This is a genomic window from Vibrio nigripulchritudo ATCC 27043 (assembly GCF_000222685.1).
Taxonomy (GTDB): domain Bacteria; phylum Pseudomonadota; class Gammaproteobacteria; order Enterobacterales; family Vibrionaceae; genus Vibrio; species Vibrio nigripulchritudo.
The window spans coordinates 1-22,176 of record NZ_AFWJ01000312.1; the positions used below are offsets into that span (position 1 = coordinate 1).

The following is a 22,176-nucleotide window of genomic DNA, read 5'->3' on the forward strand; positions in this document are numbered from 1 at the left end:
TCATCAAACTATGGAAATCAAGCTATGCACTCCCCTATCAATATCAAATGCTTATGCGGTCTCGTTACGCTCCAACTGACTCATTTGCCGGAACGATTTTCTGTGTGCCACTGCTCTTCGTGTCAGACATGGAATGGAGGACCAACAATGATGGCGCCGTGTGGGGAAAATGTGGTGGTTCTGGGCAAAGAGCACGTGAAGGAGTTTCGCTCTTCTGAATGGGCACGTCGCGCTTTTTGTAAAGAATGTGGCAGCCACATGTACAGTCGGTTTGTGAACACCGGAACGTTTAACATTCCTGCTGGGCATTTTGCCTCCTTTGCCCAAATGACAATGGAGACACAATACTTTATCGACAGAAAGCCAGGCTATTACTCATTTGAAGACGAATCAGAAACCCTGACTTCGGAAGAAGTTTTCGCCCTGTTTACTCAATCCAGCTAGGGTGAATATGTACATGAACTCGGCTTATTGAATCAAAGCAATAAACAAATAACTTCCAATTCCAAATGACGCCAAAAGACTCAGAGTCATGAAAATAGAGCGAAAGTTGTCGTTTCCACTCAGATAGCCGTAGGTGTATCCCAACCGCGCCAGTGCAAATCCCACCACCCAGACATACGCAATAATGCTTGGTGGAGAAACAAACAGGAATGGTAATGCGACCGCTAAGAAACACACCGTGTTTTCCGTTGCGTTTCGGTGAGCGTTATGAGCTCTTTCCAATTCCTGCCACGCCACTTGAGTTGCATCCTGTTTGCTGTAATCGCTGGCTTCCCATTCTTCCGGCGTCGCATAGAGTTTGTACCTGACCCGAGTGGTTTCTGTCGCCGTCATTAACCAGGCGTGATTAATGGCAAGTAATACGCCCGATATGGCTAAGGAGCTCAGTACAGGAGTGGAAGGAATTGAGGGAACCAAAGGAGGAATGTTGGTAATGAGCAGGTTTACTGCAACGCCAATGATTAAGACAACAAACGGGTAAATAAGCACAAATTTCATGTACTTCTTTTGCTTTTCATCTAATTCACTCATGAAGTCTTCCTTGTATCTGAAAGAGTGGTTTTTCCATGAACCTGATGAGTGATTATCCACTGTTAAAGTGAAATTTGATATTAAAAAAGCCTCCCAGAATTCTGAGAGGCTTGAGCACTTATATCCATTTCGAGTTTAAGACTTAAAACTCAAAATCTACAGCGGCGTAGAATGCGCGGCCCACATCTACATTGTTGTAGTCGTTCTCCTGCTCGTACAAACGATGGTCGGTGATGTTAGTGACACCCGCCTTAATCTTGAAGTCGTTATTGACCTGGTAGCTACCACCCAAATCGATAGTCGTATATGGCTTCAAATCACGTACTTCGGAAGTTTTGGTCGCACGGTCGTAATGCGCATACACCTGATCACCGGTGTATTTTACGTCTGTAAACAAGGTCAACTCATCGGTGGCAAGCCAGTTCAGACCTGCATTCGCCATGACCTCTGGAGTGTAAGCCAGTTTCTCGTCGGTTTTCTTATCCTTAGCGTCTGTGTACGTCAGGTTCGCTGTCAGGTATACAGAATCAGACAGATCGACTTCACCATCAATCTCGATACCTTTGGTTTCCACCTCGTTAATATTGATCATCGAAATGATCTTCTTACCATCAGGTGCGATACCAACAGTGGAATGTCTATCCCTGCTGATCATATCTTTCAGCTGATTGTGGAATGCTGTGCCTTGAACAAACCATGTTGGCTGGTTGTACACAGCAGTTAGCTCGAAAGATTTTGACGTTTCAGGCTTAAGGTCCGGGTTACCCTGAAGGTAACAACGTCCTCCACAACTGATCATCAGAAGTTTGTCTGAGGAATGCCAGATATTCGGTGCTTTAAAGCCTTCACCATATCCCCCTTTAAGCGTCAGATTGTCTGTCGCCTGGAAGACAAGGTAAGCACGAGGGCTAAAGTGTGTGCCAAATTCATTGTGCTTAGTGTAACGACCACTCACGGTTAGAGTTAGAGGATCAGCAATCGAAATTTCATCCTGAACGTAAATGGCACCTTGCTGGTTCGTCTCATTATCTGTGTAGAATTTGGTATGAGAAATTTCCGTGCGGCTGAAATCGAATCCGGTTGTGATTGAGTGATTATCAAGAGCAAATACCACTTTCCCATCCAGGTTGTGGTTGCGTTGAGTACCCGTCATTTCACCTTTTAAATCTGGATGGGAGTTGTCTTCCAGAATTTTGGTGTCTTCGTAGTAATAGTTGAAACTGTTGATACCCCAATCCCAGTCGCGTTCGTAACCGACACCAACATTGACTCGCTCACTCTTGTATTTATTAGCGTCGCGATCGTCTAAAGGTGCTACACGGTCATCCTTCATAAAGCCAAGGTCGAACAACACTTTATCGCGGTCAGACGCTAGCCAGGTCACCGTTGTATCAACACTTAAACGCTTCTGAGACTCCTGAAGATTGGAGTATTTTACGTTCTTATCATCAATCTCCCATGCGTCTCTGTCGCTGACATCCACATTAGCGTGGTACAAAATTGTATCTGGCACCAGTGAACCACTAACAAAAATGCTGCCATTTTTTAATGCGCCGCCGCCATTTTGTGGGTGTTTGTAACCCACAGAACCCGCTACGAAGGTTTCTTCCGTTGGTTCTTTGAGAATGACGTTAACGACACCGCCAATCGCTTCACTGCCGTACAGGGTAGACATAGGACCACGAACCACTTCAACGCGGTCAATGGCGCTTAGAGGGATACTCGACATGTCGAAAGATCCACGAACAATCGCATCTTTCGAGCTAATTTTTCTGCCGTTGACTAACAGCAGGGTATAGGCGGAATCCAAACCACGGATTTTGATCGACGGTTCTGAGCCACCAAAGTTTTCTACTTGAAGACCCGCTAATTTACCTAGAGCATCGGTAATATCTGTTGCAGGAATTTTATTGATCTCTTCACTGGTAACCACGGTGACAGACGCCGGAGCCTGATGAACAGAAACCTGACTGGATGTTCCCGTTACTACCATCACTTCATCATTTTCCTGAGCCAAGGCTGGAGCTACCGAAAGAGCGGCTGCCACTGCGCAGCTCAACTTCAACAATTTCATTATTTTTCCTTTATGCTTGCTACTTTACTGACATTGGAAACAAGCTTGTCAGCCCGTCTGCCAATGTGATGCGCCAACTGAAATAATCGTGTCCGCTGGCAAATTCCTTAAACGTCACGTCGTAGCCCTTTCTTTCGAGCACGTCATGCATATGTCGATTGGTTTCTAAGATGTTGGCGAAATCCGGAAGAAGTTCGAATACACCAGCATTGTGGTAAACCCGAATTGGCTTTCTGGTGTTTTCTTCGATTTCACGGTTCAACCACATGCCAGGCTCTCCTTTCGGTGACCACCAGAAAGATCCTGACTGGCTGAGCACTTTGCCAAACTCGTTGGGGTGCTGAAATGCTATATAGAGAGACGCCAACCCACCGTAGCTTGAGCCAGAAAGCACGGTGTTCTCGGCTTTCGGTGTAATTTGATGATGCTGGCTTAACCAGTGCATGAATTCTGTTGCGAGCATCCTGGCGAAATCAGGGTTTGGGGTAAGCTCAACACCTCTTAATTTCTGAGAGGGGTTGTTTAGAAAGACCGCTCGCATAGGCGGAATCTGCTGAGTCTCGATAAGGTAGTCGAGCAATTTCGGTGTTTTCGCCCGATGTAGATAGGAATCGCCGTCAAACAAAATCAGTAAAGGTGCGTCAGCTTCAAGCGCCTTATCATTGTATGGTCGATAAATGGCAACACTTCTTGTGTTACCAAATTGCTCACTGTCAAATTCGTATTCGCTGACAGTTCCAGCATTTTCGGTGTTTTCATCCAACCAATCACCACTCGGCGGGTGACCGTGAGTGACGGTCGACAAAGCAATCCCTTCTTCAGGAATGTCCCAAGGATGAAGGTTGTTCGGGTCGAGTTGTAAGTTCGCCAGTACCGCCATCCGCTGCTCTCTTCCTTTCGGATTTTCAAGCTGAGGTATATTCGGAGACATTCGGTACGAAAGCCTGAAGTCCTTTGGCACTACATAAGTCTTATGCCACAGGTCTGCACCTTCTAATTTTGAAAGGTAGGCGTGACCATCGTATGGTGCACCTAACAATCGGACATTATTCGCTTTCCCTTTCCAGAGAAACGTGACTGACACATTTTCAGCGTCATGGGGCTCAATGTATGGTGTCCCTTTTTGACTGACCTTTTCCCAAAACACTTTCTCAGCCGACGTTTTCCCTTTCAGGAGATCTTTTTGTAAGGCGACGAGGTCTGGGCTGATTGGAGGTGCTTTCGGATTGACAATTTGATCAGGCTTAAGAGGCACAGTAGCAAGACTGACAGTAACGTTGGCATTCTCATTTCCCGCTTCAATCTGAAGGGTATATTTCCCTGCTTTTTGAAGATGGAGAAATATCGGAGATTCAGAATCGTTGGTCAGCAAGGTCCGCTCAAAAGAACCGGATTCATCCCTCACCTTGACTTTGGATAACGCTGACTGACTTTCAATCTCTCCTCTTAAGTATTTCTCTGACTGAGTCGTCAGAAAAATGCGAGTAGTCTCACGAGTTTTCACTTCTAATTGAATCCGATTCGGCGCATCTTCTACCGAATAGATCTGCTCACCTTTAGGCTCCGCAGAAATAACACCAGAAGTGACCAAACCCAGAGATAGACAAGCTGCCGAAACCGAGAACACGTTTTTCATAATCGCAAATGGTAATGATTATCATTGTCAGAAAATTGGCGCGATTATACGTAGACTTATCAATAGGTAAAGAAGTGTTACATATTTGAGATTGCCCCTCTTTATGACTATTTCAATAGGCAAATAGCCAGCAAAATTAGGCATAAATTTTGATTGAGCGAAACTGAAAAGCGGCAGCAATCTGCTACCGCTTGGTGGTCTTTTTGACTCGTTTTACAGCTTAATAAGAAGCTTCCCTTTGTTCTCACCTGTGAAAAAGAGGTTCATCGCCGACATCGCCGTTTCCAATCCTTCTAAAACGTGAGTCCGGTATTTAATTTTCCCTTGCATAACATAAGGCGTCAGCTTTTGCAGTAGGTCAGGAATGTCGCCATAGTGGTCTGGCATAGCGAATCCCTGTACGGTTATGCGCTTCTTGATAAGAGGAATCCAGTTTGGTCCGGCAGAAGGTTCCGCTGCCGTGTAGTCGGCTATCATACCGCACACTACGATTCGGCCATGGGCATTCATGCGATCGAAAATATGATGCTGAATCGGGCCGCCCGTATTTTCGAAGAACACATCGACACCGTCCGGTGTCAGCTCAGCAAGTCTGGATTTCAAATCGTCTGTCTTGTAGTTAATTGCGCCATCAAAACCCAATTCGTTAACGATCCAGTCCGCTTTTTCATCGCTGCCAACCACACCGATTACTCGTAATCCTTCTGCTTTAGCCAGTTGACCGACAATAGAGCCCACAGAACCCGCAGCCCCCGTTACAACCAGTGTTTCACCGGACTTTGGTTTACCAACATTAAACAGACCCTGAGTGGCAGTTAGCCCGGGTAATGCGAACACAGCGAGCGCGGTTTCAGGGTCGATATTACTTTGTACTTTGTTGACACCTTGACCGCTGCTTAGGGTGTATTCTGTCCAGCCCATCATGCCCATAACTTTGTCACCAATAACAAAGTCAGGATGGTTAGAAGCGACAACTTCGCCGAAACCGCTGGAACGCATACGTGTGTTTAACGCCACTGGAGGAATGTAGCTCTCTTCATCTGGCATCATCCAGCCAATCATTGCCGGATCCATCGACATGTGAGTTTGCTTAATCAGAAACTCCCCTTCGGCGGGTGTCGGGATTTCATTCTCAACGACTTCAAAAAGTTGGGGACCAATTGGACTGCCATCAGGACGTTGAGTCAAAAGAATTTCTTTATACAGAGTCATGCTTATCTCCTTAATTTTCGCAGGCAGTATTGCACATTTGATTCATTGCAAATAGCCTACATATAGCGAATCACTTTTGTTAAAAAGACAATAATATGGATAAATTCCGAGCTCTCTCTTACTTTGTGGAAACCGCCGAGAACGGCAGCTTCTCGGCAGCGGCCAAACGTTTTAAAGTCCCTGCCTCTTCCATTTCACGACGTATTTCAGATCTGGAATCCGATCTTGGTGCGCAGCTACTCACGCGAAGTACCCGTTCTGTTGCCCTGACTGAAGTTGGAGAGCAGTATCTCAAGCAGGTAAAAGGAATTCTTGAACAGGTCAGCCAATCAGATCAAATGGTAAAGAGTTATCAGGCAGCACCAACTGGTACGCTAAAAATCAGTGCGATGGTGGGATTTGGTGAGAGTATTCTGCTTCCTATTCTGGATGAATTTTCTGCCCTATATCCAGAAATAACACTGGATGTTGTGCTTAGTGATCAGCTATCAAAGCTTGAAAAAGACGATGTGGATATCGCAATCAGAGGTGGTTATGCACCGGATGAACGTGTTGTCGCCGTCAGGTTAATGGATAACGATTTTGTTGTGGCTGCCTCGCCGACCTATATAGCAAATCACGGTTCTCCATGTTCATCACAGGAATTGAAACATCACCAGGGTTTGTTTTTCAAAACACCAGTAGGGCCAACGCCTTGGCTGACTGAAATAAACGGAGAGTGGCTGGATGTCTCTGGCAATCCGAAATTGGTTACAAATAACGGAGAGTGGTTACTGCAAAAGGCGATTCAGGGGCAAGGTATATTGATGCTGCCTCGATGGGTTTTACAGCCAGTATTCGATAGCGGGGATTTGGTAGAACTGACGTTTGATGATCCCGTTCAGGTGAGCGTGGGTCGGGATCTGGCTATATTTCTTCTCTACCAGAAACTGGAATACTCCATTCCTAAAATAAAAGCCGCAGTAGATTTCATTACTGAAAAAGTTCGCGGCTTCTAAATTGGTATTTGCTTAGATTCAATAAGTTACTCAGACCAGTTTCTGAATAATTTTCCCGACACCATCCTCCAGCGAAACAGAGGCGACAGCACCATTAATCAAAGTCAGATTCGGTGGAACATGACCAATATCTAGGTCAAACATAACCGGAATACCAAGCTGGCTTAAGTGTCTGTTTAACACGTCTTCATAGGTCAGCGCTGAATCGGCATCAGAATCGACCACGGCGTTTCTGCCTAGCAGTAGCCCATCAATACATTCAAATACCCCTTTGAACTTCATGCTAAGTATGGCTCGCGTCAGATCCATTGGCGACATTTCGGCATTTTCCAGATAAAGCAGTACGCCTTTATCCGACTGACTTTTCATACTTTGCAAATCCAGATACTTGGTACCAAATAGATGAACCAATGTATCCCAGCAGCCACCGATCAACCTTCCCTCTATCGTGTTGGAGTGTGTCGGTTCAGTAAGCCACTTCCACTGAGTTGGGGTATCAGGGTTTAAGACGGCTTGTGGGTTTGCCGAAATTGGCGGCCAGCTCCTTGTATGTGCAAGGGAAGAAACCTGTTCAAAATCGCCGCCGCGTTCAGTATTGAAATGTTGGAAAGTTTGCGCCGTTAGACGCTCCGTAGCATTATCTGTCAAATCCATCAGGTTCGGGCTGTGCGCGGTTGCCCAGCCCAACTGGCTTGTCAATACTGCGGTTAAAGTGCTGATGTCTGAAAAGCCCATTACCCACTTCGGCTTAACATCTTTTAGTTTTTCAAAATCCAGCAGTGGCAGTAACTCCATCGCTAACTCCCCACCCCAAGGAGGAGCAATGGCATCGATATTGTCGTCCTGAAGAAATGCCATCAATTCGTCAGCTCGCTCATCGGCTGGCGCACTGGCACTTTTGTGGTTACCTCTGAGACATTTCCCCTCTACCACTTGAAAACCAAGATTTTCGAGATAGCACTTAACATACTGGAGCCGCGCTTCATGCTCTGGCTGAATACCAGAAGACGGAGCAGTGATGGCAATCGTGCTTCCTGCCACTAGAGGTAAAGGGTACTTCATAGGTTTCATTCCGCTGTTAGTGAAAAATCCAATGTAAACAAATGACTAGCTCAATACCAGAGGAAACGCTTTACCAAATAAAAAGAAGACAAAAAGCTGATAGCTCAGGAAAAAATTCGGTGGTGTCTACGTCTTAATGGAACTTCCCTGACGACCAACTTCACATTATCAATATTGAGATAACCTTTGTAACGCTCAGGCTACAACTTGGATTTGCGCCTTTCTCGAAACAATAAGAACTTTATAAAGCAGTCCAACACAAGGCAGCGACACATGCCTATCTCAATGATTTAAAATGGAATTACTTTAATCTCATCAGTTTCGACAGCCCAAAAAACCTTTCAACAAGCCGGGATACCGCTGCCAATACCCATTAGTATTATGTCACTTTTGGAACTAATCATTTTCATTTATTCCCTATATCAATAAAAACGAAAGCGCTACATTCACGCCGAATTAACATAAATAACACAAGTATAAAAATTACTCAGATCTGTACATTTCAGTAGAAATGACTGTCTGATGCCTTTAAGAGGTTGTATCCATGAGTGAAACACTTTTAGCCCTAATTGCCTTTTCACCTATTGTGGTGGCGGCAATCCTTTTAGTTGGTCTTAACTGGCCAGCCAAAAAAGCCATGCCTGTGGCTTTTGCTTTAACCGTTGCGATTGCGCTTGTCTTTTGGGACATGTCGGCAAACCGTGTCATTGCTTCCGTATTTCAGGGTTTAGGCATTACGGTGTCTGTCCTTTGGATCGTATTCGGTGCCATCTTCTTACTTAACACTTTAAAACACACCGGTGCGATTGCGACCATACGTAATGGCTTCACCAATATCTCTCCAGATCGCCGAGTTCAGGCCATTATCATCGCCTGGTGTTTCGGTTCCTTTATTGAGGGTGCTTCAGGGTTTGGTACGCCAGCTGCGATTGCAGCGCCATTAATGGTGGCTATCGGCTTCCCTGCACTAGCTGCCGTTCTAATGGGCATGATGATTCAGTCTACTCCCGTATCTTTCGGTGCAGTTGGAACGCCAATCATCGTTGGGGTAAATAAAGGTCTGGATACCCACAACATCAGCGAAGCGCTGATTGCCAATGGCTCTACCTGGGAAGCTTACTTACAGCAGATTACTTCTAGTGTCGCGCTGACTCATGCCACTGTAGGTACTTTGATGCCAGTTCTGATGGCGATGATGCTGACTCGTTTCTTTGGTAAAAACCGTAGCTGGACTGAAGGGTTGGATATTCTTCCATTTGCGCTGTTTGCAGGTATTGCTTTCACCGTTCCTTATGCCCTGACAGGTGTTTTCCTTGGCGCTGAATTCCCGTCTCTGATTGGTGGACTGGTTGGTCTGGCGATTGTGGTAACAGCGGCAAAGAATGGCTTCCTAGTGCCTAAATCCAAGTGGGATTTCGAAAGCGAAGACAAATGGCAGGCTGAATGGCTTGGTACGCTAAAAATTGAACTGGACGACAACAAAGGCAAGCCGATGAGCCTTGTTGTTGCTTGGCTTCCGTACGTATTACTTGCCGTTATTCTTGTTGCCAGCCGTGTAAGCGCTGAGCTCAAATCGCTACTTCAAAGTGTCAGCCTTTCCTTTGGTAACATCCTTGGTGAAACAGGCATTAGCACTGCGATTCAGCCTCTTTATCTACCTGGTGGCATTCTGGTATTCGTGGCTTTCCTTGCTGTGCTTATCCAGTCGCGTAGCGCCACACCGTTGGTAAAAGCGTTTGGCGAATCAAGCAAGACACTGATCGGTGCCGGGTTTGTATTGGTATTCACCATTCCTATGGTTCGAATCTTCATTAACTCAGGCATTAACGGAGCCGATCTGGCGAGTATGCCAGTCACCACAGCAAATTTTGCGGCGGGTCTGGTAGGCGAAGCTTTCCCTGCTTTGAGTGCAACTGTCGGCGCTTTGGGTGCGTTTATCGCGGGTTCGAATACCGTTTCTAATATGATGTTTAGCCAATTCCAGTTTGAAGTGGCGCAAACGCTGTCCATTTCGAGCGCGGTTGTCGTTGCCCTTCAGGCTGTAGGCGCGGCTGCGGGTAACATGATTGCCATCCACAATGTGGTTGCTGCATCCGCAACGGTTGGTCTGCTTGGTCGTGAAGGTGCGACATTGCGCAAAACGGTCATTCCAACTTTCTATTACCTTGTAGTAACGGGTGTGATTGGCATGGTCGTTATCTACGGGTTCAATATGACCGACGCATTAATGTAAATAAACAGAGCGGGCTTTAAAGCCCGCCATAAAAACAAGTATTACTGCTTTTTTTAGCTCTTATCTTGCTCAACGCCCAGAAAAACAAGAGTTAACTTTTACTATTCAGGACTGAAAATATGATCATTTCCGCATCTACTGATTATCGCGCTGCAGCAAAAGCTAAATTGCCTCCGTTCTTGTTTCATTACATCGACGGTGGTTCATACAACGAACACACGTTAAAACACAACACAGACGATCTGTCTGATGTTGCCCTGCGTCAACGCGTGTTACGTGACATGTCTGAACTGAGTTTGGATACCGAACTTTTTGGCGAAAAAATGTCAATGCCAATCGGTCTTGCTCCTGTGGGTCTGACAGGAATGTACGCAAGACGCGGCGAGGTTCAGGCTGCAAAAGCGGCAGACAAGAAAGGCATTCCATTCACCATGTCTACTGTCTCTGTCTGCCCGATTGAAGAAGTCGCTCCGGCTATTGAGCGCCCTATGTGGTTCCAGCTTTATGTCTTGAAAGACCGTGGTTTTATGAAAAACGTACTGGAACGTGCAAAAGCCGCTGGCGTAACCACACTGGTATTCACCGTAGATATGCCTGTTCCGGGCGCTCGTTACCGTGACATGCACTCTGGCATGAGTGGACCGAACGCCGCGGCTCGCCGTGTTTTCCAATCCATGCTTCATCCAAGCTGGGCGCTGGATGTAGGCGTATTGGGCAAACCACACGATTTAGGGAACATCTCTGCCTATCGCGGAGAACCAACTAAGTTAGAAGACTACATCGGCTGGCTTGGTGCGAACTTCGATCCGTCCATTAGCTGGAAAGACCTGGAGTGGATCCGTGATTTCTGGGATGGTCCTATGGTCATCAAAGGTATTCTGGATGAAGAAGACGCCAAAGACGCAGTCCGATTTGGTGCAGACGGCATCGTAGTATCGAACCATGGTGGACGTCAGCTAGACGGCGTATTGTCGACGGTTCGCGCTTTACCAAACATCGCCGATGCTGTGAAAGGTGACTTGAAGATCATGGTGGATTCAGGTATCCGCACGGGTCTGGATGTGGTTCGCATGTTAGCTCTGGGAGCAGACTTCACTCTGTTAGGGCGCTCGTTTGTTTATGCGCTGGCAGCTCAGGGCGGAAAAGGGGTTGAGAACCTTCTGGATCTCTATGAAAAAGAGATGCGAGTGGCGATGACTCTGACAGGTTCGAAAAGCATTTCTGACATTTCTTCGGATCTTCTGGTTAAGTTGGATAAGTAATCAATACTTCGTCCTAATAAAAAAATGTGAGAGGTTTAACAAAATCTCTCGCATTTTTTATTATTCGCCGCCAAAATACGCCCCTCCTGTTCATCCACGTTATCAATATCCATGAAAAAATCCTTATTGCCTCTGGCTCTGCTATCCCTTTCGTTTTTTGCTCAAGCTGAAGAAGGTTACTACTTTGGTGCGGGCTACAATATTTCCACTTCGGAAAACAGCGGCGATAAAACGGGATTAAGTGCGAGTTTCGGGCATACCTTTCCTTTGGGCAGTACTTTTGCCGCATCATCAGAATGGCTTTATACCGATTTAGGCAAGCACGGTGGTTACGATATTTCCAGCATCGCCTGGAACCTGAAACCAACGCTTCCACTGAGCGATACCATGCATGTCGCAGGCGTGTTTGGCACTAACTATTTCTTTCAGGAAAGTGAGAAAGACAAAGATAACAAATTTGGTATTTCCTATGGTGCGGAGTTGGGGCTGCGTTTAACTCAACATATTCAGGTAAATACCGGATACAAGATCTTCAATGCGAAAAGTCAGGTGTCCTCAATGTACGCAGAGTTCCAGCTGAGATTCTAAGTTCATCATTCCTGACAATCGAATCAAAACAGGCTGCCATTGGCAGCCTGTTTACTATTACATCCGTATATACCACTACGATTCAATAACAACCGTGTACTCGGGTTCTCTTTCCCTTTTCTTTCGTCCTGTCGCTCATCGCTAAAATGTCTTTGATAAATGCGGCATAAAAAATCGGGAACACATAAAACATCACCAAAACATAGCTGACTTTCAGCCTCATTGGCATGTATCGCCTCTTCCCGTCATCGAATACGGTAATGCCCGTGACCATAAAGAAGCCAATGACATATATCGAGACCAACGTGCCCACCATGCTGTATACGAAAAACACCCACGCAAGAACCTTACTTAACGCTTGCCTTACGCAGGGTTCAAATTCCTGAGCCAATTCACAGTATTCCTGCAGACTCGGATCAATTAGCCAATCCATTGTTGTTTACCTAGCTCTGATGATTTTTATATTTAGAGGATGGAATTCTATGGATTAGATATTAAATTCACATTAATTTATCAGTGAAAGATACAATAAATAACAAGAACTTAGCGTCATGCAAATAAAAGTACATAACATGCCAAACACTCGAAAGTTGAGCTGTTCTTTCAACTGAGAAATCCCATAAGCGTGAACTACCCGTCCTAGCACCATAAGGGCACCCGCAATGTGAAGGAAATACCCATTACCACCCAGATATTCAATTGCGAACAGCAATATAATCGTTAAGGGCACGTATTCGGCAAAGTTAGCATGAGCTCGCGAGGCTCTTAACAGTTTTTTACTTTCTCCTGCACCAACGGCGATTTTGGTTTGTTTTCTGGCTGTGATTGTCCTGGCAGACAATGTGATATAGACAAATGTCAGTATCGATAGATAAATCCCGGTTATCATAAAATTCCCTTAGAAAAAACAAACGCCATAGGTTGCTAGGATTAACAACCTACGACGCAAGGTGTTGTGGCAACTAATCTTACTCGCTCACAATCATATCAAAGCCGCCATAAATCATCCGTTTACCATCAAAAGGCATAGGGTGTTTCTCTTGGTCAAACCTTGGGTCTTCCATCATTTTCGGGTAGGCAGCGTCTCTCACCTGTTTGGATGGCCAGATTACCCATGAAATACAGACTACCTCTCCTTCATGACAATCTACGGCTTTGAAAAAATCGGTGTGCTCCCCTTCTGGTATGTCGTCTCCCCAACACTCAACCACAGACAACGCACCAAGCTCTTTGAATAACCCTGCCGCCATTAAGGCGTGGTCAATGTACTTTTGCTTGTTTCTTGCGGCACCGCTGCCGCAAATCCATCTACATAACTCATCGTCATTTCCTTATCGACACATTCCTGTTAAGACTATGCGAATTTAAGAGGTCTGCCAGTCTCAAATAGGCGATAAAGTTACGATGTTTAGGGTTTCTTAAGCTGGTAGATGTAGGCACTGACTCTTTCGCCCGTTTTAAGCTCTACAGACGTTAGAACTCGCTCGTAACCGGGTCCTTCAAATTCGTCTAGTTGCTGCCAGTGTTGGGTAAGATCATCGGATTCAAAAACGAAGCCCTGCACTTTCTCTCCATGGGGAGACAAATCAATACCTGGGTAGCCTAAATCTGCGCCCCACCCTTCCTGTTTTAATGTGCCCAGCACAAACCCTTCTTGCCAGACACCTTGCACATCCTCAAGAATATGCGCATTGGGTCGACCAGGTGCCAGTGTCCCGTAAACAAACAACCTTTTCATCTCATCCTCTGGTTCTGATTATTCTTTCAAATCAAGTTGCCAGTAACTGACATCAATCCAGTCTCCAAACTTAGTGCCTACTTTTTTGAACTCGCCGACTTGAGTAAAACCCAGAGACTTGTGCAGAGCGACACTGGAAGCATTAGGCAAACTCACCACGCCAATAACACTTTGCATTCCTCGGGCTTTTAAGATGGAAATTAAATGTGAATACAGCTTTTTTCCCACACCTCGACCTGAAGCATTGGGAGATACATAAATCGTCGATTCAGTCGTAAACCGATAGGCACTTCGTGCGTGCCATAATCCTGCGTAGGCATAGCCAACCACTCTTTCGCTATCGAGGATGACAATCCATGGCAGACCCTGCCCCTGAACTTTTCCGACTCTGCTGTTCATTTCCTCTGGGGAAATGGATCGCTCCTCAAAAGTCGCAGTGCTGTTGGCAATAAAGTAATTATAAATGTTCGTGATCGCCTCAATGTCTTGCGATTCTATGTATCTGATTTCCATATCAACTCAAATCCTTTTGAAAATGATAACAAGCTCAATGAAGCAACGACACTTTGTTAATGTCAAGTAACTCAACGAGCAATATAGTTCATTCTAAATTTTCGAACAAACCCGTCAACAAACTCCCATTAACCGCTAGAAAAGAACTCTATAAGATGACTTTCAACAGCTAATCAAAGGGGTTAGCGAAAATAGTCTTATTCGAATTTATTGAGGTTAATATGAAAAGTTTCCTAAAACAGATCACTCTAAGCACCGCAGGTTTCAGCACTTTGGCATTGCGAATTCCTGTTGGCATCATACTAATGGCGCATGGTGCACAAAAATTATTCGGCTGGTTTGGCGGATATGGTCTTGAAGGAACCGGGCAGTGGATGGCACCTATCGGTCTGGCACCGGGCGTACTGATGGCGTTTCTAGCGGGTAGCGCAGAATTCTTTGGTGGTCTGTTCCTAATTCTCGGTATATTGACTCGCCCAGCGGCAATAGTGACGGCATTTACCATGATTGTTGCCATTTTTTCCGTGCATTTTGAAAACGGCTTATTCCTTTCGAACAATGGTTACGAGTTCGGGCTGGCTTTGCTTGCAGCTTCTGTGTCTCTGGCTATTTCCGGCTCAGGAAAACTGGCACTGGACGAATCACTGGTCAAGAAACTGGCTTAAATATACAGGCGCAGACAGAGTCTGCGCCTTTGTTAGCTATTAGCAATTAGCTTTGTTCGCCCTAACTATGACCAGAGTGGGTTTTGAATAATCAAACCAAGAGATACCCCCTGCAGGCAAGCGGCATAAAACAGGTTTAGCCCTTTGGCATATCGCTCACTACTGCTGACCTTGGATAACCAATAGCCCATTTTTACCCATACTAGATGCATTGATACATTCAATATCGCGAGCCACACCACCAGCACCAAGACTCCCTGCTCGCCAAAAGCGCTTTGTGCCTGCTCACTAAACAGTGAAAACATCAGAAACACCATCAGCCAGCCTTTACTGTTCAGCAACTGAACCACCAAGCCATCGACAAATCCAAATACTTTCTGCTCTCCATCAGAAGTCTGCTTGGCGCTTTTTACAAACATCACTGCCAGATAGATCAAATAGCCAGCTCCCAGTAGCTGCACAATATTCATCACGGTCGGGTAGCTCTGAACCGCCTGTCCGAGACCAAACCCAATGATTAAAGACTTCACCAGAAAAACAAGATCAACACCGGCGACGAGTGGCAATGATTTTCTTAAACCAACTCTTGCACCTGAAGCCGCAAAGATGATGTTCGCAGGTCCCGGGCTAAACACCAATGGAAACATCACACCTAACCAAATGACAAATAAGCTCATGCTTTACCTCCTTTTGCATTTTGAAAGAAGGATAATTCAACGAGTATTCTGCCTCTTGTACAAAATTGCACTTAGCTGTGACTAGAGTCTGTTGCCCTAACGAATGACATAGTTTTTGGGCGTGACACCAAAAGCGCGTTTGAAGTTTCGGTTGAAATGGCTTTGATCGTAAAAGCCACAAGCTAAGGAGGTTTCAACACAACTGTTGCCCTGCGCTAAAAGCTGTTTGGCTTTATGGGCTTTCACCAAAAGCAGAAACTGATGAGGGGTAATTCCATAAGACGCTTTGAAAGCGCGGATCAGTTGAAACCTGGACTTCTGTGTTTCATCTTCCAGCTCGTCTAGCGACACATTTAATTGCCAGTTATCCAACAGGTATTCACGAACCTTTAACGCACTCTTGTCACTTTTCAGTTTCGCCGAGGCATTGACAGACATCGACCCATAACGGGTAAAGAGCTTTTCAAGCACAACTGCCAGTAAAGAATCTTTGGTTAGGTTGAAACTGGAATGTTCTAAGGACAGGTGAAGCTGCTGTAACTCGGAAAACAACTCAAGATCATCAATGACAGGTTTGTCTAGTATTGGATCGACTGACCGCCCAGCATGCTCGAAGAGTTGATGGATGGTATCGAGATCGAAGTAAAACATGCGATACCGCCAGCCATCGTTACAGCTCGCATAACCCGTGTGGATTTCAGAAGGGTTAATGGTAACGATATGATTTTTGGGAACAACAATATTCTGACCTCGGTAGAGAAGCCCTTCGGCGCCATCCTCTATTAACCCGATAGCCAGTTCATCATGCCAGTGCTTAGCGAACTCGAACTTGTTGTAATTAGCGGACAACAGTTCAATCCCAGAAAAGTGTTCGCTCTTCCATATCTTCGCGGTTTCCAATCTGATTCCTTTTTCGAATTCGCTTTAAAGTATCACTCGCTCAGCAAGTAATCATTGTTTTTCTGAAACTTAACCCAATCTTATATTCTGAAAGAAGGTTGAACTGCAAAAGGAGTACTCATGCCAACCATTAGACCTGCTCTACATTCTGACATAAAAAGAATCTCTGACATTGAATCTCTCTGCTTTCCCGAAAGTGAAGCTGCGTCATTAGAATCATTCACTAAAAGATTTGATGTTTTTCCGGAGTGCTTTTTTGTCTTAGAAATCGATAATCAGGTCGTCGGGCATATTAACGGATGTCGCTATCACCTTCCTGAACTCCCAGACGAATTATTTGAAGATGCGAATCTTCATAATCCTGACGGCGCATTTCAAACGGTTTTCGGACTAGCGGTTGACCCACAGCACCAACGTAAAGGATACGCTTCTGAACTCACCAAACACTTGATTCAGATTTGCCGTCAGCGTGAACTTGAAGGAATGGTTCTTACCTGTAAAGAGCACCTTATCCCGTTTTATCAGCACCACGGCTTCGTTCTTCGAGGAAAATCGGAGTCATGCCATGGTGGTGCATCCTGGTTTGACATGACTCTGAATTTCTAGCCTCTGTTGAAAACCGTAATATCCATTTCTTCGATTTTACACACCGCCTGAATCGTCGGGTGCTGGCTGAGTGATTTTAGATACGCCGCCAGATTGGGGAACGTTAACGGGTTCTTCTCCACTGGCAGAGACCATTCAGCTAGCATAAACAGGAAGTAATCAACCGCCGTAAGCTGCTCACCTATCAGGTATTTGTGCTTTGCGAGTTGTTCATCAATAACGGATAGCGCATTGGCGATCTGGACTTCCTGTGCCGCTTTCACGTTCTCTACTGTACTTTCATCATTGGTATGACGATGAGCGTAGTAATACACCATCAACTCAGTCTGTAGCGTGTTATTCAGGTAAGCCAGCCACTGGAGAAACAGCGGTCTGGCTTTGTCACCTACAGGTGGTATCAGCCCGTGTTCTGGGTGGCTTTCCGTAAGATGCATGCAAATGGCCGGGCTCTCGAAAATGGGTTGACCGTCGTCGATCAATGTCGGAATGCGACCAGCCGGGTTCAGCTTTAAATACTCGGCAGATTTTTGTGAATTCGACTTTTTGTCGACTAACACCAGCTCATAAGGTAACTGCATATGATGCAGAAGAAAGTGAGGGGCTAAGCTGGCATTGTTTGGGTAGTAGTAAAGTGTGTACATAACGTGTCCTTACTTAGAGTCGATTTCTTGCACTTCATCAGGTTCTGGGTTTGTCGGAAATCGTTTTGCCTGAATGGTGGTTCTTCCTTCCATTATGCATTTCGCGATACGGTGCATACCATCAAAAACCCGAAAATCTTCCGTTAAAATGACGGGATAAGACAAATCCGCGTTAATGATCCTCTCGCAATGTTTGGCGATGTTTCGACAAGTCGGTAGAGGTCCATCTAAGCTAAACCAAGTGACTTCGTCAGGACCACAAATATCATCAATGGCGATTTCTTCGGTTGGTAATGCCTCAGCAAGTGTCCATATTCTTTCTATGTCCCAGACAGACCGAACTCCATCGTTAATTTCACCATATTGCTGTTTTGCCATTTGTATTTCCTTGATATTGACCTGAGGGAGAACGGGATAAGAGCAATCAACGGTTCAGGAGCAGTTCCATGTAAACCGAATGGGGATCATACTGGTAGTCGCCAAATTCATTCCTTTCACGAAAACCCAATGATTCGTACAACTTGATGGCAGCGTGTTGCTTGTTTCCCGTTTCCAGCCTGAGAACTGAGACAAAACGATTGGACGTAGCATCGATCAAGTGCTTTAAAACGCGTTTTGCCTGGTCTTTACCACGAAATTCTGGCTTCACATAAATGCGTTTAAACTCACCATACTCGTCGTTGTCCTTTTTAAAAACAACAGCGCCGCAGGCAGACAAAACGTCACCATCGTATATACCAGCAAAATACACGTTATCGTCGTCTAACTTATCCAGAGGAAGTAAATCGTTTGATTCTGCTGGATACAGAGAATTCATGAGATGATCGATGTCTTGGATGATTTCAGGAACGCCGGGGGAATGGGAATAAAGCGGTACAACTTTCATGTGACTCCTTGTCTCTAAACTTCGAGGGAGTCAAAGGTAACACATTCATATTAAGGTGATTTTAAGGTGAAATTAAGGTATCGATATACACTGAAATGTTTCAGGTTTAATTAACCCATTTTGCGCCGTTTCGTACTTCAACAAGGTTTGATCGCACTCACTGGTTTCCCATGGAAGGCAACTGGATAAGGAAATAGTGCAAGTTTGCTCAAAACAGCCTGCGTCTAAGCGGTTTATGTGATTTTGCATGTTGTTGCTCACCAGGCTCGCAACAACATCTCCCACAGTTTCACTGTTGTAATAGCAGGCGCGTTGCTCTTGTCTCAGTGGTACATTTGCGTGTTTGAGTACCTGTGATAACAGCGCATCTGATTCTGATGCATTTCGTACCGCCAGTTGAGAATGCACATCCTTCCCAAACCAGCCAAGAACCACTGCCAACACCAGTACTACCAACACTTTCATTCTGTTAAGTCCCTCTAACATTTGAGGGACTCACTATACCGATATTCGTCCTCTGTTATAGGCTCATAATTGAGAAACAGGTCGCGGCGCAAACCGAAAGATAAAGATCATGATGGCACTTTGAAAGCGGCTCTGGCGGCATCCACAGCCGGACGCATAGAGCATTCGCTAGCATGGTCGTTGATCAACCCCATCGCCTGCATAAACGCATATGCGGTGGTCGGTCCGACAAACTTCCAGCCTCGTTTCTTGAGTTCTTTTGACAGTGCTTTCGATTCCGGGGAAGTCGACTGAGACTGAGGTACGAAATTTTCGTCACACTTAGCTTCATAACGCCACATGAACACTGCCAGTGAACCTTCCTGTTCGACCATTTCCACCGCTCGCTTTGCGTTGTTGATTACGGCTTCAATTTTGCCTCGGTGCCTGATGATTCCTGCGTCCTGAAGAAGACGCTCGACATCACTTTCATCGAATTTGGCCACTTTGTAAAAATCGAACTGTTCAAATGCCGCACGTAAATTGTCTCTTTTCGAAAGAATGGTTCGCCAGCTTAACCCCGACTGAAAGCTCTCTAGACAGATCTTCTCGTACAATCGCTGGTCATCACCAACTGGAAAGCCCCATTCCTTATCGTGATACTCAAAGAAGTCCGGAGCAGCTGCGCACCAACTGCACCGCGGCAAACCGTCAGGTCCTTCTACTGTGTTTGTCATGATTATTTTCCTATCAAACAGTTCAGAGAATCACTGGCTGTGTGAGCTTCGATTTCGATGATACTGACTTCGACAATCTTCTCCCGAACAAATGGATCTTCCGAAAGCTTTGCCTCTAGCTCTTCCCGATTTGTCCCCCGAACAAATAACGCACCGCCCGGTCCAGGTTTTAGGTTACCTACTAAAACAAACGTTCCGTTTTTTATGCCTTCGTCTAACCAAGCCTTATGGTTTTGCATATGCTGTTTTACCAGCTCCATCGCGCCAGTCAGTTTTAATGAAACAACAAACATCAGTGTATCTCCCTACTCTTTATTTTTTCGTCCAGCCAGTCGCACATTTGTGCCACTTCAAATTCGATAAATTCATCATCCTTAAAGGCGTTGTTCAAAGTGGCAACCCCTTGGCTTCTGGCAAGCAAATGCATGGCAAGTGTTGGCGATTCCTGCTGAAAGCCCAATGCCTCAAACTGAACGATAAGCCAGCTCTTAAACAGACCAAACAGTCGGTTTGCATCTGGTAAAGCCGGGTGTTCCAGCTTGCTCAATTCCGTGGTGAGTGTGCCAACCGGACAACCAAACTGTTTAATTTTGGATTTATTGGCGATCAGAATATGGATAAAACTGCGGATCCTTTCTTCAGGGGCGTCGCTGGCTGATTCCCATTGCTCCAGAATGCTCTCTGTATTTTCAAAACGCCTGGCAATCACAGCCGTCAGAATGTCGTCTTTCGACTTGAAGTGATAATAGAAATTACCGCGCGATATGTTCACTGCCGATGCAATATCGGCAAACGAGGTATATTCATAGCCATTCTGATAGAAGAGCATGTCTGCCGCTTCTACAATTTCCTGTCTTTTGGTACCCGCCATTTCTGTCTCCAGATCCAACTTTAGGACAATTGACCTAACTCACTAATTTTAAAATAGGACAATTGTCCCAATTCTGTCGTAGATCTCGATCACATACTAGAAAATCAGCGGTAGGAAGGCGATGTGCGTTTATGTCAAAGTCCTGCACAACAATTATAAAAGGAAAGCGATATGAGAAAATATCGAGGGAGCTGTTTGTGTGGCGGGGTAACATTTGAAATCACCCAATTTGATTCTCAGGTAGGACATTGCCACTGCTCGATGTGTCGTAAGTTTCACGGTGCTGCGTTCAGCACTTTTATTAACGTACCGAGAGGTCGTATTCGTTGGTTAACGGGTGATTTGCTTTTAAGAAAATATACCGCTCAAAATGGAACAGAAAGAACCTTTTGTGAGGAATGTGGCTCTAGCCTGGCTTTTAAATCTCCAAAATCAGAAAGAGGCAGCATTGAGATCGCATTGAGCGCCTTAGATGACCACGTTCCCGTGACGCCAGACGCTCACATTTTTATGTCATCGAAAGCCGACTGGTATTCAGATCAAGATGACTTACCCAAATTCGAACAAGGCAGAGATAGCTCACGATTTGACTAGCTTAAGCTCGGCTCCGCCGATTCTTCTCGTTCAGGCTTTGCTTCATTTATTTCATCGTTATCAGAGTGAATGTGCTCTGATTCGTACAGTGCGTTGTCTTGATTGTAGTATCGGACAACGAAGGGAGTGAGCATAACAGAGGAAGGAAAAAAGCGCTTCATAACGGTAACCCTCTTTGAAATAGACAAGGTAATAGTAAGTCAGCGCTTTTTCGATAATCCTGATATAAAACAATAAAATGCTGTCCTGTATTTTATTTCCAGTTGCAGCATTTTAGATTGCTTATGGAAGCAGCAATTGCTGCAGTTCTTTCCAGCATTTTACTTCGTGATGTGGGTCAATACCTTCGGGTCTGTTTGCCCCTTCAGTATTGAGCCAGCATGTTTCGATGCCTGCATTCAAACCACCCAACACGTCTGAGTGAGGGTTATCCCCTACCATTAGAATTTTGTCTTTATTTGGATGCCCCATCTTTTCAAAAGCGGCATCAAAAATAGCCACGTCTGGCTTAGCAATCCCGACTTCTTCCGAGATAATCACATGTTCAAAATATTGGCTCAAACCTGTTTTTTCCAGACGGATACTTTGAAGTTGAGTAAAGCCATTTGTGATGATTCCCAGTTTAGCTTTCTTGCTTATCAACTCTAAAACTTCAGGAACATGAGGCAGTGGTTGGCAAATGTCTGCCATCGCATCAAGGAATTTTTCATTTAATTCAGACGGATGCAAGCTAAGCTTCTGTCCCCAGATTACGAAACGATCTTCTTGTAGCTGTTTCGCATTTATTTCACCGTCTTGGTATTT

At 45.3% G+C, this 22,176-nt stretch carries 29 protein-coding genes; 8 read left to right on the forward strand and 21 right to left on the reverse strand.

What is annotated here, in order from left to right; translation table 11 throughout:
• Positions 1-444, forward strand: a 444-nt coding sequence (locus RH89_RS26210) for a GFA family protein (protein ID WP_206536154.1), incomplete at its 5' end; no start/stop codon positions are given.
• Between the two features lie 24 nt (positions 445-468).
• On the opposite strand, the gene RH89_RS26215 is transcribed toward RH89_RS26210, so the two are convergent.
• From RH89_RS26215 to RH89_RS26230, 4 genes are all read right to left on the reverse strand, one after another.
• On the reverse strand, positions 469-1,035 hold the full coding sequence (locus RH89_RS26215; protein ID WP_004408547.1) for an MAPEG family protein: 567 nt from the start codon (positions 1,033-1,035) through the stop codon (positions 469-471).
• A gap of 142 nt (positions 1,036-1,177) precedes the next feature.
• The gene (locus RH89_RS26220; protein ID WP_004408549.1) at positions 1,178-3,109 is read right to left on the reverse strand and encodes a TonB-dependent receptor domain-containing protein; all 1,932 of its coding nucleotides are present in this window, start codon (positions 3,107-3,109) and stop codon (positions 1,178-1,180) included.
• Between the two features lie 19 nt (positions 3,110-3,128).
• Complete coding sequence (locus RH89_RS26225) at positions 3,129-4,745, reverse strand: alpha/beta hydrolase-fold protein (protein ID WP_004408550.1); 1,617 nt, start codon at positions 4,743-4,745, stop codon at positions 3,129-3,131.
• Positions 4,746-4,958: 213 nt separating this feature from the next.
• Positions 4,959-5,957, reverse strand: a complete 999-nt coding sequence (locus tag RH89_RS26230; RefSeq protein WP_004408552.1) for an NADP-dependent oxidoreductase — start codon at positions 5,955-5,957, stop codon at positions 4,959-4,961.
• A 95-nt stretch (positions 5,958-6,052) separates the two neighbouring features.
• Between RH89_RS26230 and RH89_RS26235 the strand changes: the two genes are divergently transcribed.
• On the forward strand, positions 6,053-6,955 hold the full coding sequence (locus tag RH89_RS26235; RefSeq protein ID WP_004408554.1) for a LysR family transcriptional regulator: 903 nt from the start codon (positions 6,053-6,055) through the stop codon (positions 6,953-6,955).
• Between the two features lie 30 nt (positions 6,956-6,985).
• On the opposite strand, the gene RH89_RS26240 is transcribed toward RH89_RS26235, so the two are convergent.
• Complete coding sequence (locus tag RH89_RS26240) at positions 6,986-8,017, reverse strand: S66 family peptidase (protein WP_004408556.1); 1,032 nt, start codon at positions 8,015-8,017, stop codon at positions 6,986-6,988.
• Between the two features lie 544 nt (positions 8,018-8,561).
• Here RH89_RS26240 and RH89_RS26245 point away from each other — a divergent pair.
• From RH89_RS26245 to RH89_RS26255, 3 genes are all read left to right on the forward strand, one after another.
• Positions 8,562-10,250 (forward strand): L-lactate permease, encoded by a 1,689-nt coding sequence (locus tag RH89_RS26245; protein ID WP_004408558.1) that lies wholly within the window; start codon positions 8,562-8,564, stop codon positions 10,248-10,250.
• A 119-nt stretch (positions 10,251-10,369) separates the two neighbouring features.
• On the forward strand, positions 10,370-11,512 hold the full coding sequence (gene lldD, locus RH89_RS26250; RefSeq protein ID WP_004408560.1) for an FMN-dependent L-lactate dehydrogenase LldD: 1,143 nt from the start codon (positions 10,370-10,372) through the stop codon (positions 11,510-11,512).
• 111 nt (positions 11,513-11,623) lie between these two features.
• Positions 11,624-12,100 (forward strand): outer membrane beta-barrel protein, encoded by a 477-nt coding sequence (locus tag RH89_RS26255; RefSeq protein WP_004408562.1) that lies wholly within the window; start codon positions 11,624-11,626, stop codon positions 12,098-12,100.
• 82 nt (positions 12,101-12,182) lie between these two features.
• Here the strand turns inward: RH89_RS26255 and RH89_RS26260 are convergent, their stop codons facing one another.
• From RH89_RS26260 to RH89_RS26280, 5 genes are all read right to left on the reverse strand, one after another.
• The gene (locus RH89_RS26260) at positions 12,183-12,533 is read right to left on the reverse strand and encodes a hypothetical protein (RefSeq protein WP_004408568.1); all 351 of its coding nucleotides are present in this window, start codon (positions 12,531-12,533) and stop codon (positions 12,183-12,185) included.
• Positions 12,534-12,605: 72 nt separating this feature from the next.
• Positions 12,606-12,989: an MAPEG family protein gene (locus RH89_RS30710; protein WP_004408570.1), complete on the reverse strand. Its 384-nt coding sequence runs from the start codon at positions 12,987-12,989 to the stop codon at positions 12,606-12,608.
• 79 nt (positions 12,990-13,068) lie between these two features.
• Positions 13,069-13,350 (reverse strand): DUF1428 domain-containing protein, encoded by a 282-nt coding sequence (locus RH89_RS26270; protein WP_004408572.1) that lies wholly within the window; start codon positions 13,348-13,350, stop codon positions 13,069-13,071.
• Positions 13,351-13,508: 158 nt separating this feature from the next.
• A complete protein-coding gene (locus RH89_RS26275; RefSeq protein ID WP_004408574.1) occupies positions 13,509-13,838 on the reverse strand; it encodes a gamma-glutamylcyclotransferase family protein in 330 nt (109 codons plus the stop codon).
• Between the two features lie 18 nt (positions 13,839-13,856).
• Positions 13,857-14,351: a GNAT family N-acetyltransferase gene (locus RH89_RS26280; protein ID WP_004408575.1), complete on the reverse strand. Its 495-nt coding sequence runs from the start codon at positions 14,349-14,351 to the stop codon at positions 13,857-13,859.
• A gap of 221 nt (positions 14,352-14,572) precedes the next feature.
• On the opposite strand from RH89_RS26280, the gene RH89_RS26285 reads away from it, so the two are divergent.
• Positions 14,573-15,016, forward strand: a complete 444-nt coding sequence (locus RH89_RS26285; RefSeq protein ID WP_004408576.1) for a DoxX family protein — start codon at positions 14,573-14,575, stop codon at positions 15,014-15,016.
• Between the two features lie 65 nt (positions 15,017-15,081).
• On the opposite strand, the gene RH89_RS26290 is transcribed toward RH89_RS26285, so the two are convergent.
• Entirely contained in the window at positions 15,082-15,693 is a 612-nt protein-coding gene (locus RH89_RS26290; RefSeq protein WP_004408577.1) for a LysE family translocator, read from the reverse strand.
• Positions 15,694-15,789: 96 nt separating this feature from the next.
• Positions 15,790-16,593: an AraC family transcriptional regulator gene (locus RH89_RS26295; RefSeq protein ID WP_004408578.1), complete on the reverse strand. Its 804-nt coding sequence runs from the start codon at positions 16,591-16,593 to the stop codon at positions 15,790-15,792.
• Between the two features lie 120 nt (positions 16,594-16,713).
• On the opposite strand from RH89_RS26295, the gene RH89_RS26300 reads away from it, so the two are divergent.
• Positions 16,714-17,199, forward strand: coding sequence for a GNAT family N-acetyltransferase (locus tag RH89_RS26300; RefSeq protein ID WP_004408579.1), 486 nt, complete (start codon positions 16,714-16,716; stop codon positions 17,197-17,199).
• Here RH89_RS26300 and RH89_RS26305 read toward each other — a convergent pair.
• The 7 genes from RH89_RS26305 to RH89_RS26335 all read right to left on the reverse strand — a co-directional run bounded on the left by RH89_RS26305 (position 17,196) and on the right by RH89_RS26335 (position 20,778).
• Positions 17,196-17,840 carry a glutathione S-transferase family protein gene (locus tag RH89_RS26305; RefSeq protein ID WP_004408580.1) on the reverse strand — a complete coding sequence of 215 codons (645 nt, stop codon included), beginning with the start codon at positions 17,838-17,840 and terminating at the stop codon, positions 17,196-17,198. The two genes, RH89_RS26300 and RH89_RS26305, sit on opposite strands and share 4 nt — an antisense overlap.
• Before the next feature lie 9 nt (positions 17,841-17,849).
• Entirely contained in the window at positions 17,850-18,218 is a 369-nt protein-coding gene (locus RH89_RS26310; protein ID WP_004408582.1) for a hypothetical protein, read from the reverse strand.
• A 46-nt stretch (positions 18,219-18,264) separates the two neighbouring features.
• Complete coding sequence (locus RH89_RS26315) at positions 18,265-18,726, reverse strand: GNAT family N-acetyltransferase (protein ID WP_004408583.1); 462 nt, start codon at positions 18,724-18,726, stop codon at positions 18,265-18,267.
• A gap of 72 nt (positions 18,727-18,798) precedes the next feature.
• A complete protein-coding gene (locus RH89_RS26320) occupies positions 18,799-19,191 on the reverse strand; it encodes a hypothetical protein (RefSeq protein WP_004408586.1) in 393 nt (130 codons plus the stop codon).
• A 107-nt stretch (positions 19,192-19,298) separates the two neighbouring features.
• A complete protein-coding gene (locus RH89_RS26325; protein WP_004408589.1) occupies positions 19,299-19,907 on the reverse strand; it encodes a DNA-3-methyladenine glycosylase I in 609 nt (202 codons plus the stop codon).
• A 2-nt stretch (positions 19,908-19,909) separates the two neighbouring features.
• Positions 19,910-20,200, reverse strand: a complete 291-nt coding sequence (locus RH89_RS26330; protein WP_004408591.1) for a YciI family protein — start codon at positions 20,198-20,200, stop codon at positions 19,910-19,912.
• Positions 20,200-20,778 carry a TetR/AcrR family transcriptional regulator gene (locus RH89_RS26335; protein WP_004408592.1) on the reverse strand — a complete coding sequence of 193 codons (579 nt, stop codon included), beginning with the start codon at positions 20,776-20,778 and terminating at the stop codon, positions 20,200-20,202. Before RH89_RS26335 ends, RH89_RS26330 begins: the two co-directional genes overlap by 1 nt.
• A gap of 171 nt (positions 20,779-20,949) precedes the next feature.
• Here RH89_RS26335 and RH89_RS26340 point away from each other — a divergent pair, with 171 nt between their 5' ends.
• On the forward strand, positions 20,950-21,372 hold the full coding sequence (locus RH89_RS26340; protein WP_038147465.1) for a GFA family protein: 423 nt from the start codon (positions 20,950-20,952) through the stop codon (positions 21,370-21,372).
• Here RH89_RS26340 and RH89_RS30020 read toward each other — a convergent pair.
• Together RH89_RS30020 and yjjG are read right to left on the reverse strand one after the other, a co-directional pair.
• Entirely contained in the window at positions 21,369-21,533 is a 165-nt protein-coding gene (locus RH89_RS30020; protein ID WP_004408602.1) for a hypothetical protein, read from the reverse strand. The two genes, RH89_RS26340 and RH89_RS30020, sit on opposite strands and share 4 nt — an antisense overlap.
• Before the next feature lie 121 nt (positions 21,534-21,654).
• Positions 21,655-22,176 (reverse strand): pyrimidine 5'-nucleotidase (yjjG, locus tag RH89_RS26345; RefSeq protein ID WP_004408604.1); only part of this gene is annotated, 522 nt, incomplete at its 5' end.

What these genes read in the sequence shown, in the direction of transcription:
- RH89_RS26225 (WP_004408550.1), bottom strand. Translation starts at nt 4,745, where the DNA reads ATGAAAAACGTGTTCTCGGTTTCGGCAGCTTGTCTATCTCTGGGTTTG.
- RH89_RS26215 (WP_004408547.1), bottom strand. Translation starts at nt 1,035, where the DNA reads ATGAGTGAATTAGATGAAAAGCAAAAGAAGTACATGAAATTTGTGCTT.
- RH89_RS26255 (WP_004408562.1), top strand. Translation starts at nt 11,624, where the DNA reads ATGAAAAAATCCTTATTGCCTCTGGCTCTGCTATCCCTTTCGTTTTTT.
- RH89_RS26325 (WP_004408589.1), bottom strand. Translation starts at nt 19,907, where the DNA reads ATGACAAACACAGTAGAAGGACCTGACGGTTTGCCGCGGTGCAGTTGG.
- RH89_RS26240 (WP_004408556.1), bottom strand. Translation starts at nt 8,017, where the DNA reads ATGAAGTACCCTTTACCTCTAGTGGCAGGAAGCACGATTGCCATCACT.
- RH89_RS30710 (WP_004408570.1), bottom strand. Translation starts at nt 12,989, where the DNA reads ATGATAACCGGGATTTATCTATCGATACTGACATTTGTCTATATCACA.
- RH89_RS26335 (WP_004408592.1), bottom strand. Translation starts at nt 20,778, where the DNA reads ATGGCGGGTACCAAAAGACAGGAAATTGTAGAAGCGGCAGACATGCTC.
- RH89_RS26220 (WP_004408549.1), bottom strand. Translation starts at nt 3,109, where the DNA reads ATGAAATTGTTGAAGTTGAGCTGCGCAGTGGCAGCCGCTCTTTCGGTA.
- RH89_RS26280 (WP_004408575.1), bottom strand. Translation starts at nt 14,351, where the DNA reads ATGGAAATCAGATACATAGAATCGCAAGACATTGAGGCGATCACGAAC.
- RH89_RS26285 (WP_004408576.1), top strand. Translation starts at nt 14,573, where the DNA reads ATGAAAAGTTTCCTAAAACAGATCACTCTAAGCACCGCAGGTTTCAGC.
- RH89_RS26340 (WP_038147465.1), top strand. Translation starts at nt 20,950, where the DNA reads ATGAGAAAATATCGAGGGAGCTGTTTGTGTGGCGGGGTAACATTTGAA.
- lldD (WP_004408560.1), top strand. Translation starts at nt 10,370, where the DNA reads ATGATCATTTCCGCATCTACTGATTATCGCGCTGCAGCAAAAGCTAAA.
- RH89_RS26315 (WP_004408583.1), bottom strand. Translation starts at nt 18,726, where the DNA reads ATGAAAGTTGTACCGCTTTATTCCCATTCCCCCGGCGTTCCTGAAATC.
- RH89_RS26320 (WP_004408586.1), bottom strand. Translation starts at nt 19,191, where the DNA reads ATGAAAGTGTTGGTAGTACTGGTGTTGGCAGTGGTTCTTGGCTGGTTT.
- RH89_RS26330 (WP_004408591.1), bottom strand. Translation starts at nt 20,200, where the DNA reads ATGTTTGTTGTTTCATTAAAACTGACTGGCGCGATGGAGCTGGTAAAA.
- RH89_RS26245 (WP_004408558.1), top strand. Translation starts at nt 8,562, where the DNA reads ATGAGTGAAACACTTTTAGCCCTAATTGCCTTTTCACCTATTGTGGTG.
- RH89_RS26260 (WP_004408568.1), bottom strand. Translation starts at nt 12,533, where the DNA reads ATGGATTGGCTAATTGATCCGAGTCTGCAGGAATACTGTGAATTGGCT.
- RH89_RS26290 (WP_004408577.1), bottom strand. Translation starts at nt 15,693, where the DNA reads ATGAGCTTATTTGTCATTTGGTTAGGTGTGATGTTTCCATTGGTGTTT.
- RH89_RS26305 (WP_004408580.1), bottom strand. Translation starts at nt 17,840, where the DNA reads ATGTACACACTTTACTACTACCCAAACAATGCCAGCTTAGCCCCTCAC.
- RH89_RS26275 (WP_004408574.1), bottom strand. Translation starts at nt 13,838, where the DNA reads ATGAAAAGGTTGTTTGTTTACGGGACACTGGCACCTGGTCGACCCAAT.
- RH89_RS30020 (WP_004408602.1), bottom strand. Translation starts at nt 21,533, where the DNA reads ATGAAGCGCTTTTTTCCTTCCTCTGTTATGCTCACTCCCTTCGTTGTC.
- RH89_RS26300 (WP_004408579.1), top strand. Translation starts at nt 16,714, where the DNA reads ATGCCAACCATTAGACCTGCTCTACATTCTGACATAAAAAGAATCTCT.
- RH89_RS26230 (WP_004408552.1), bottom strand. Translation starts at nt 5,957, where the DNA reads ATGACTCTGTATAAAGAAATTCTTTTGACTCAACGTCCTGATGGCAGT.
- RH89_RS26310 (WP_004408582.1), bottom strand. Translation starts at nt 18,218, where the DNA reads ATGGCAAAACAGCAATATGGTGAAATTAACGATGGAGTTCGGTCTGTC.
- RH89_RS26235 (WP_004408554.1), top strand. Translation starts at nt 6,053, where the DNA reads ATGGATAAATTCCGAGCTCTCTCTTACTTTGTGGAAACCGCCGAGAAC.
- RH89_RS26270 (WP_004408572.1), bottom strand. Translation starts at nt 13,350, where the DNA reads ATGGCGGCAGGGTTATTCAAAGAGCTTGGTGCGTTGTCTGTGGTTGAG.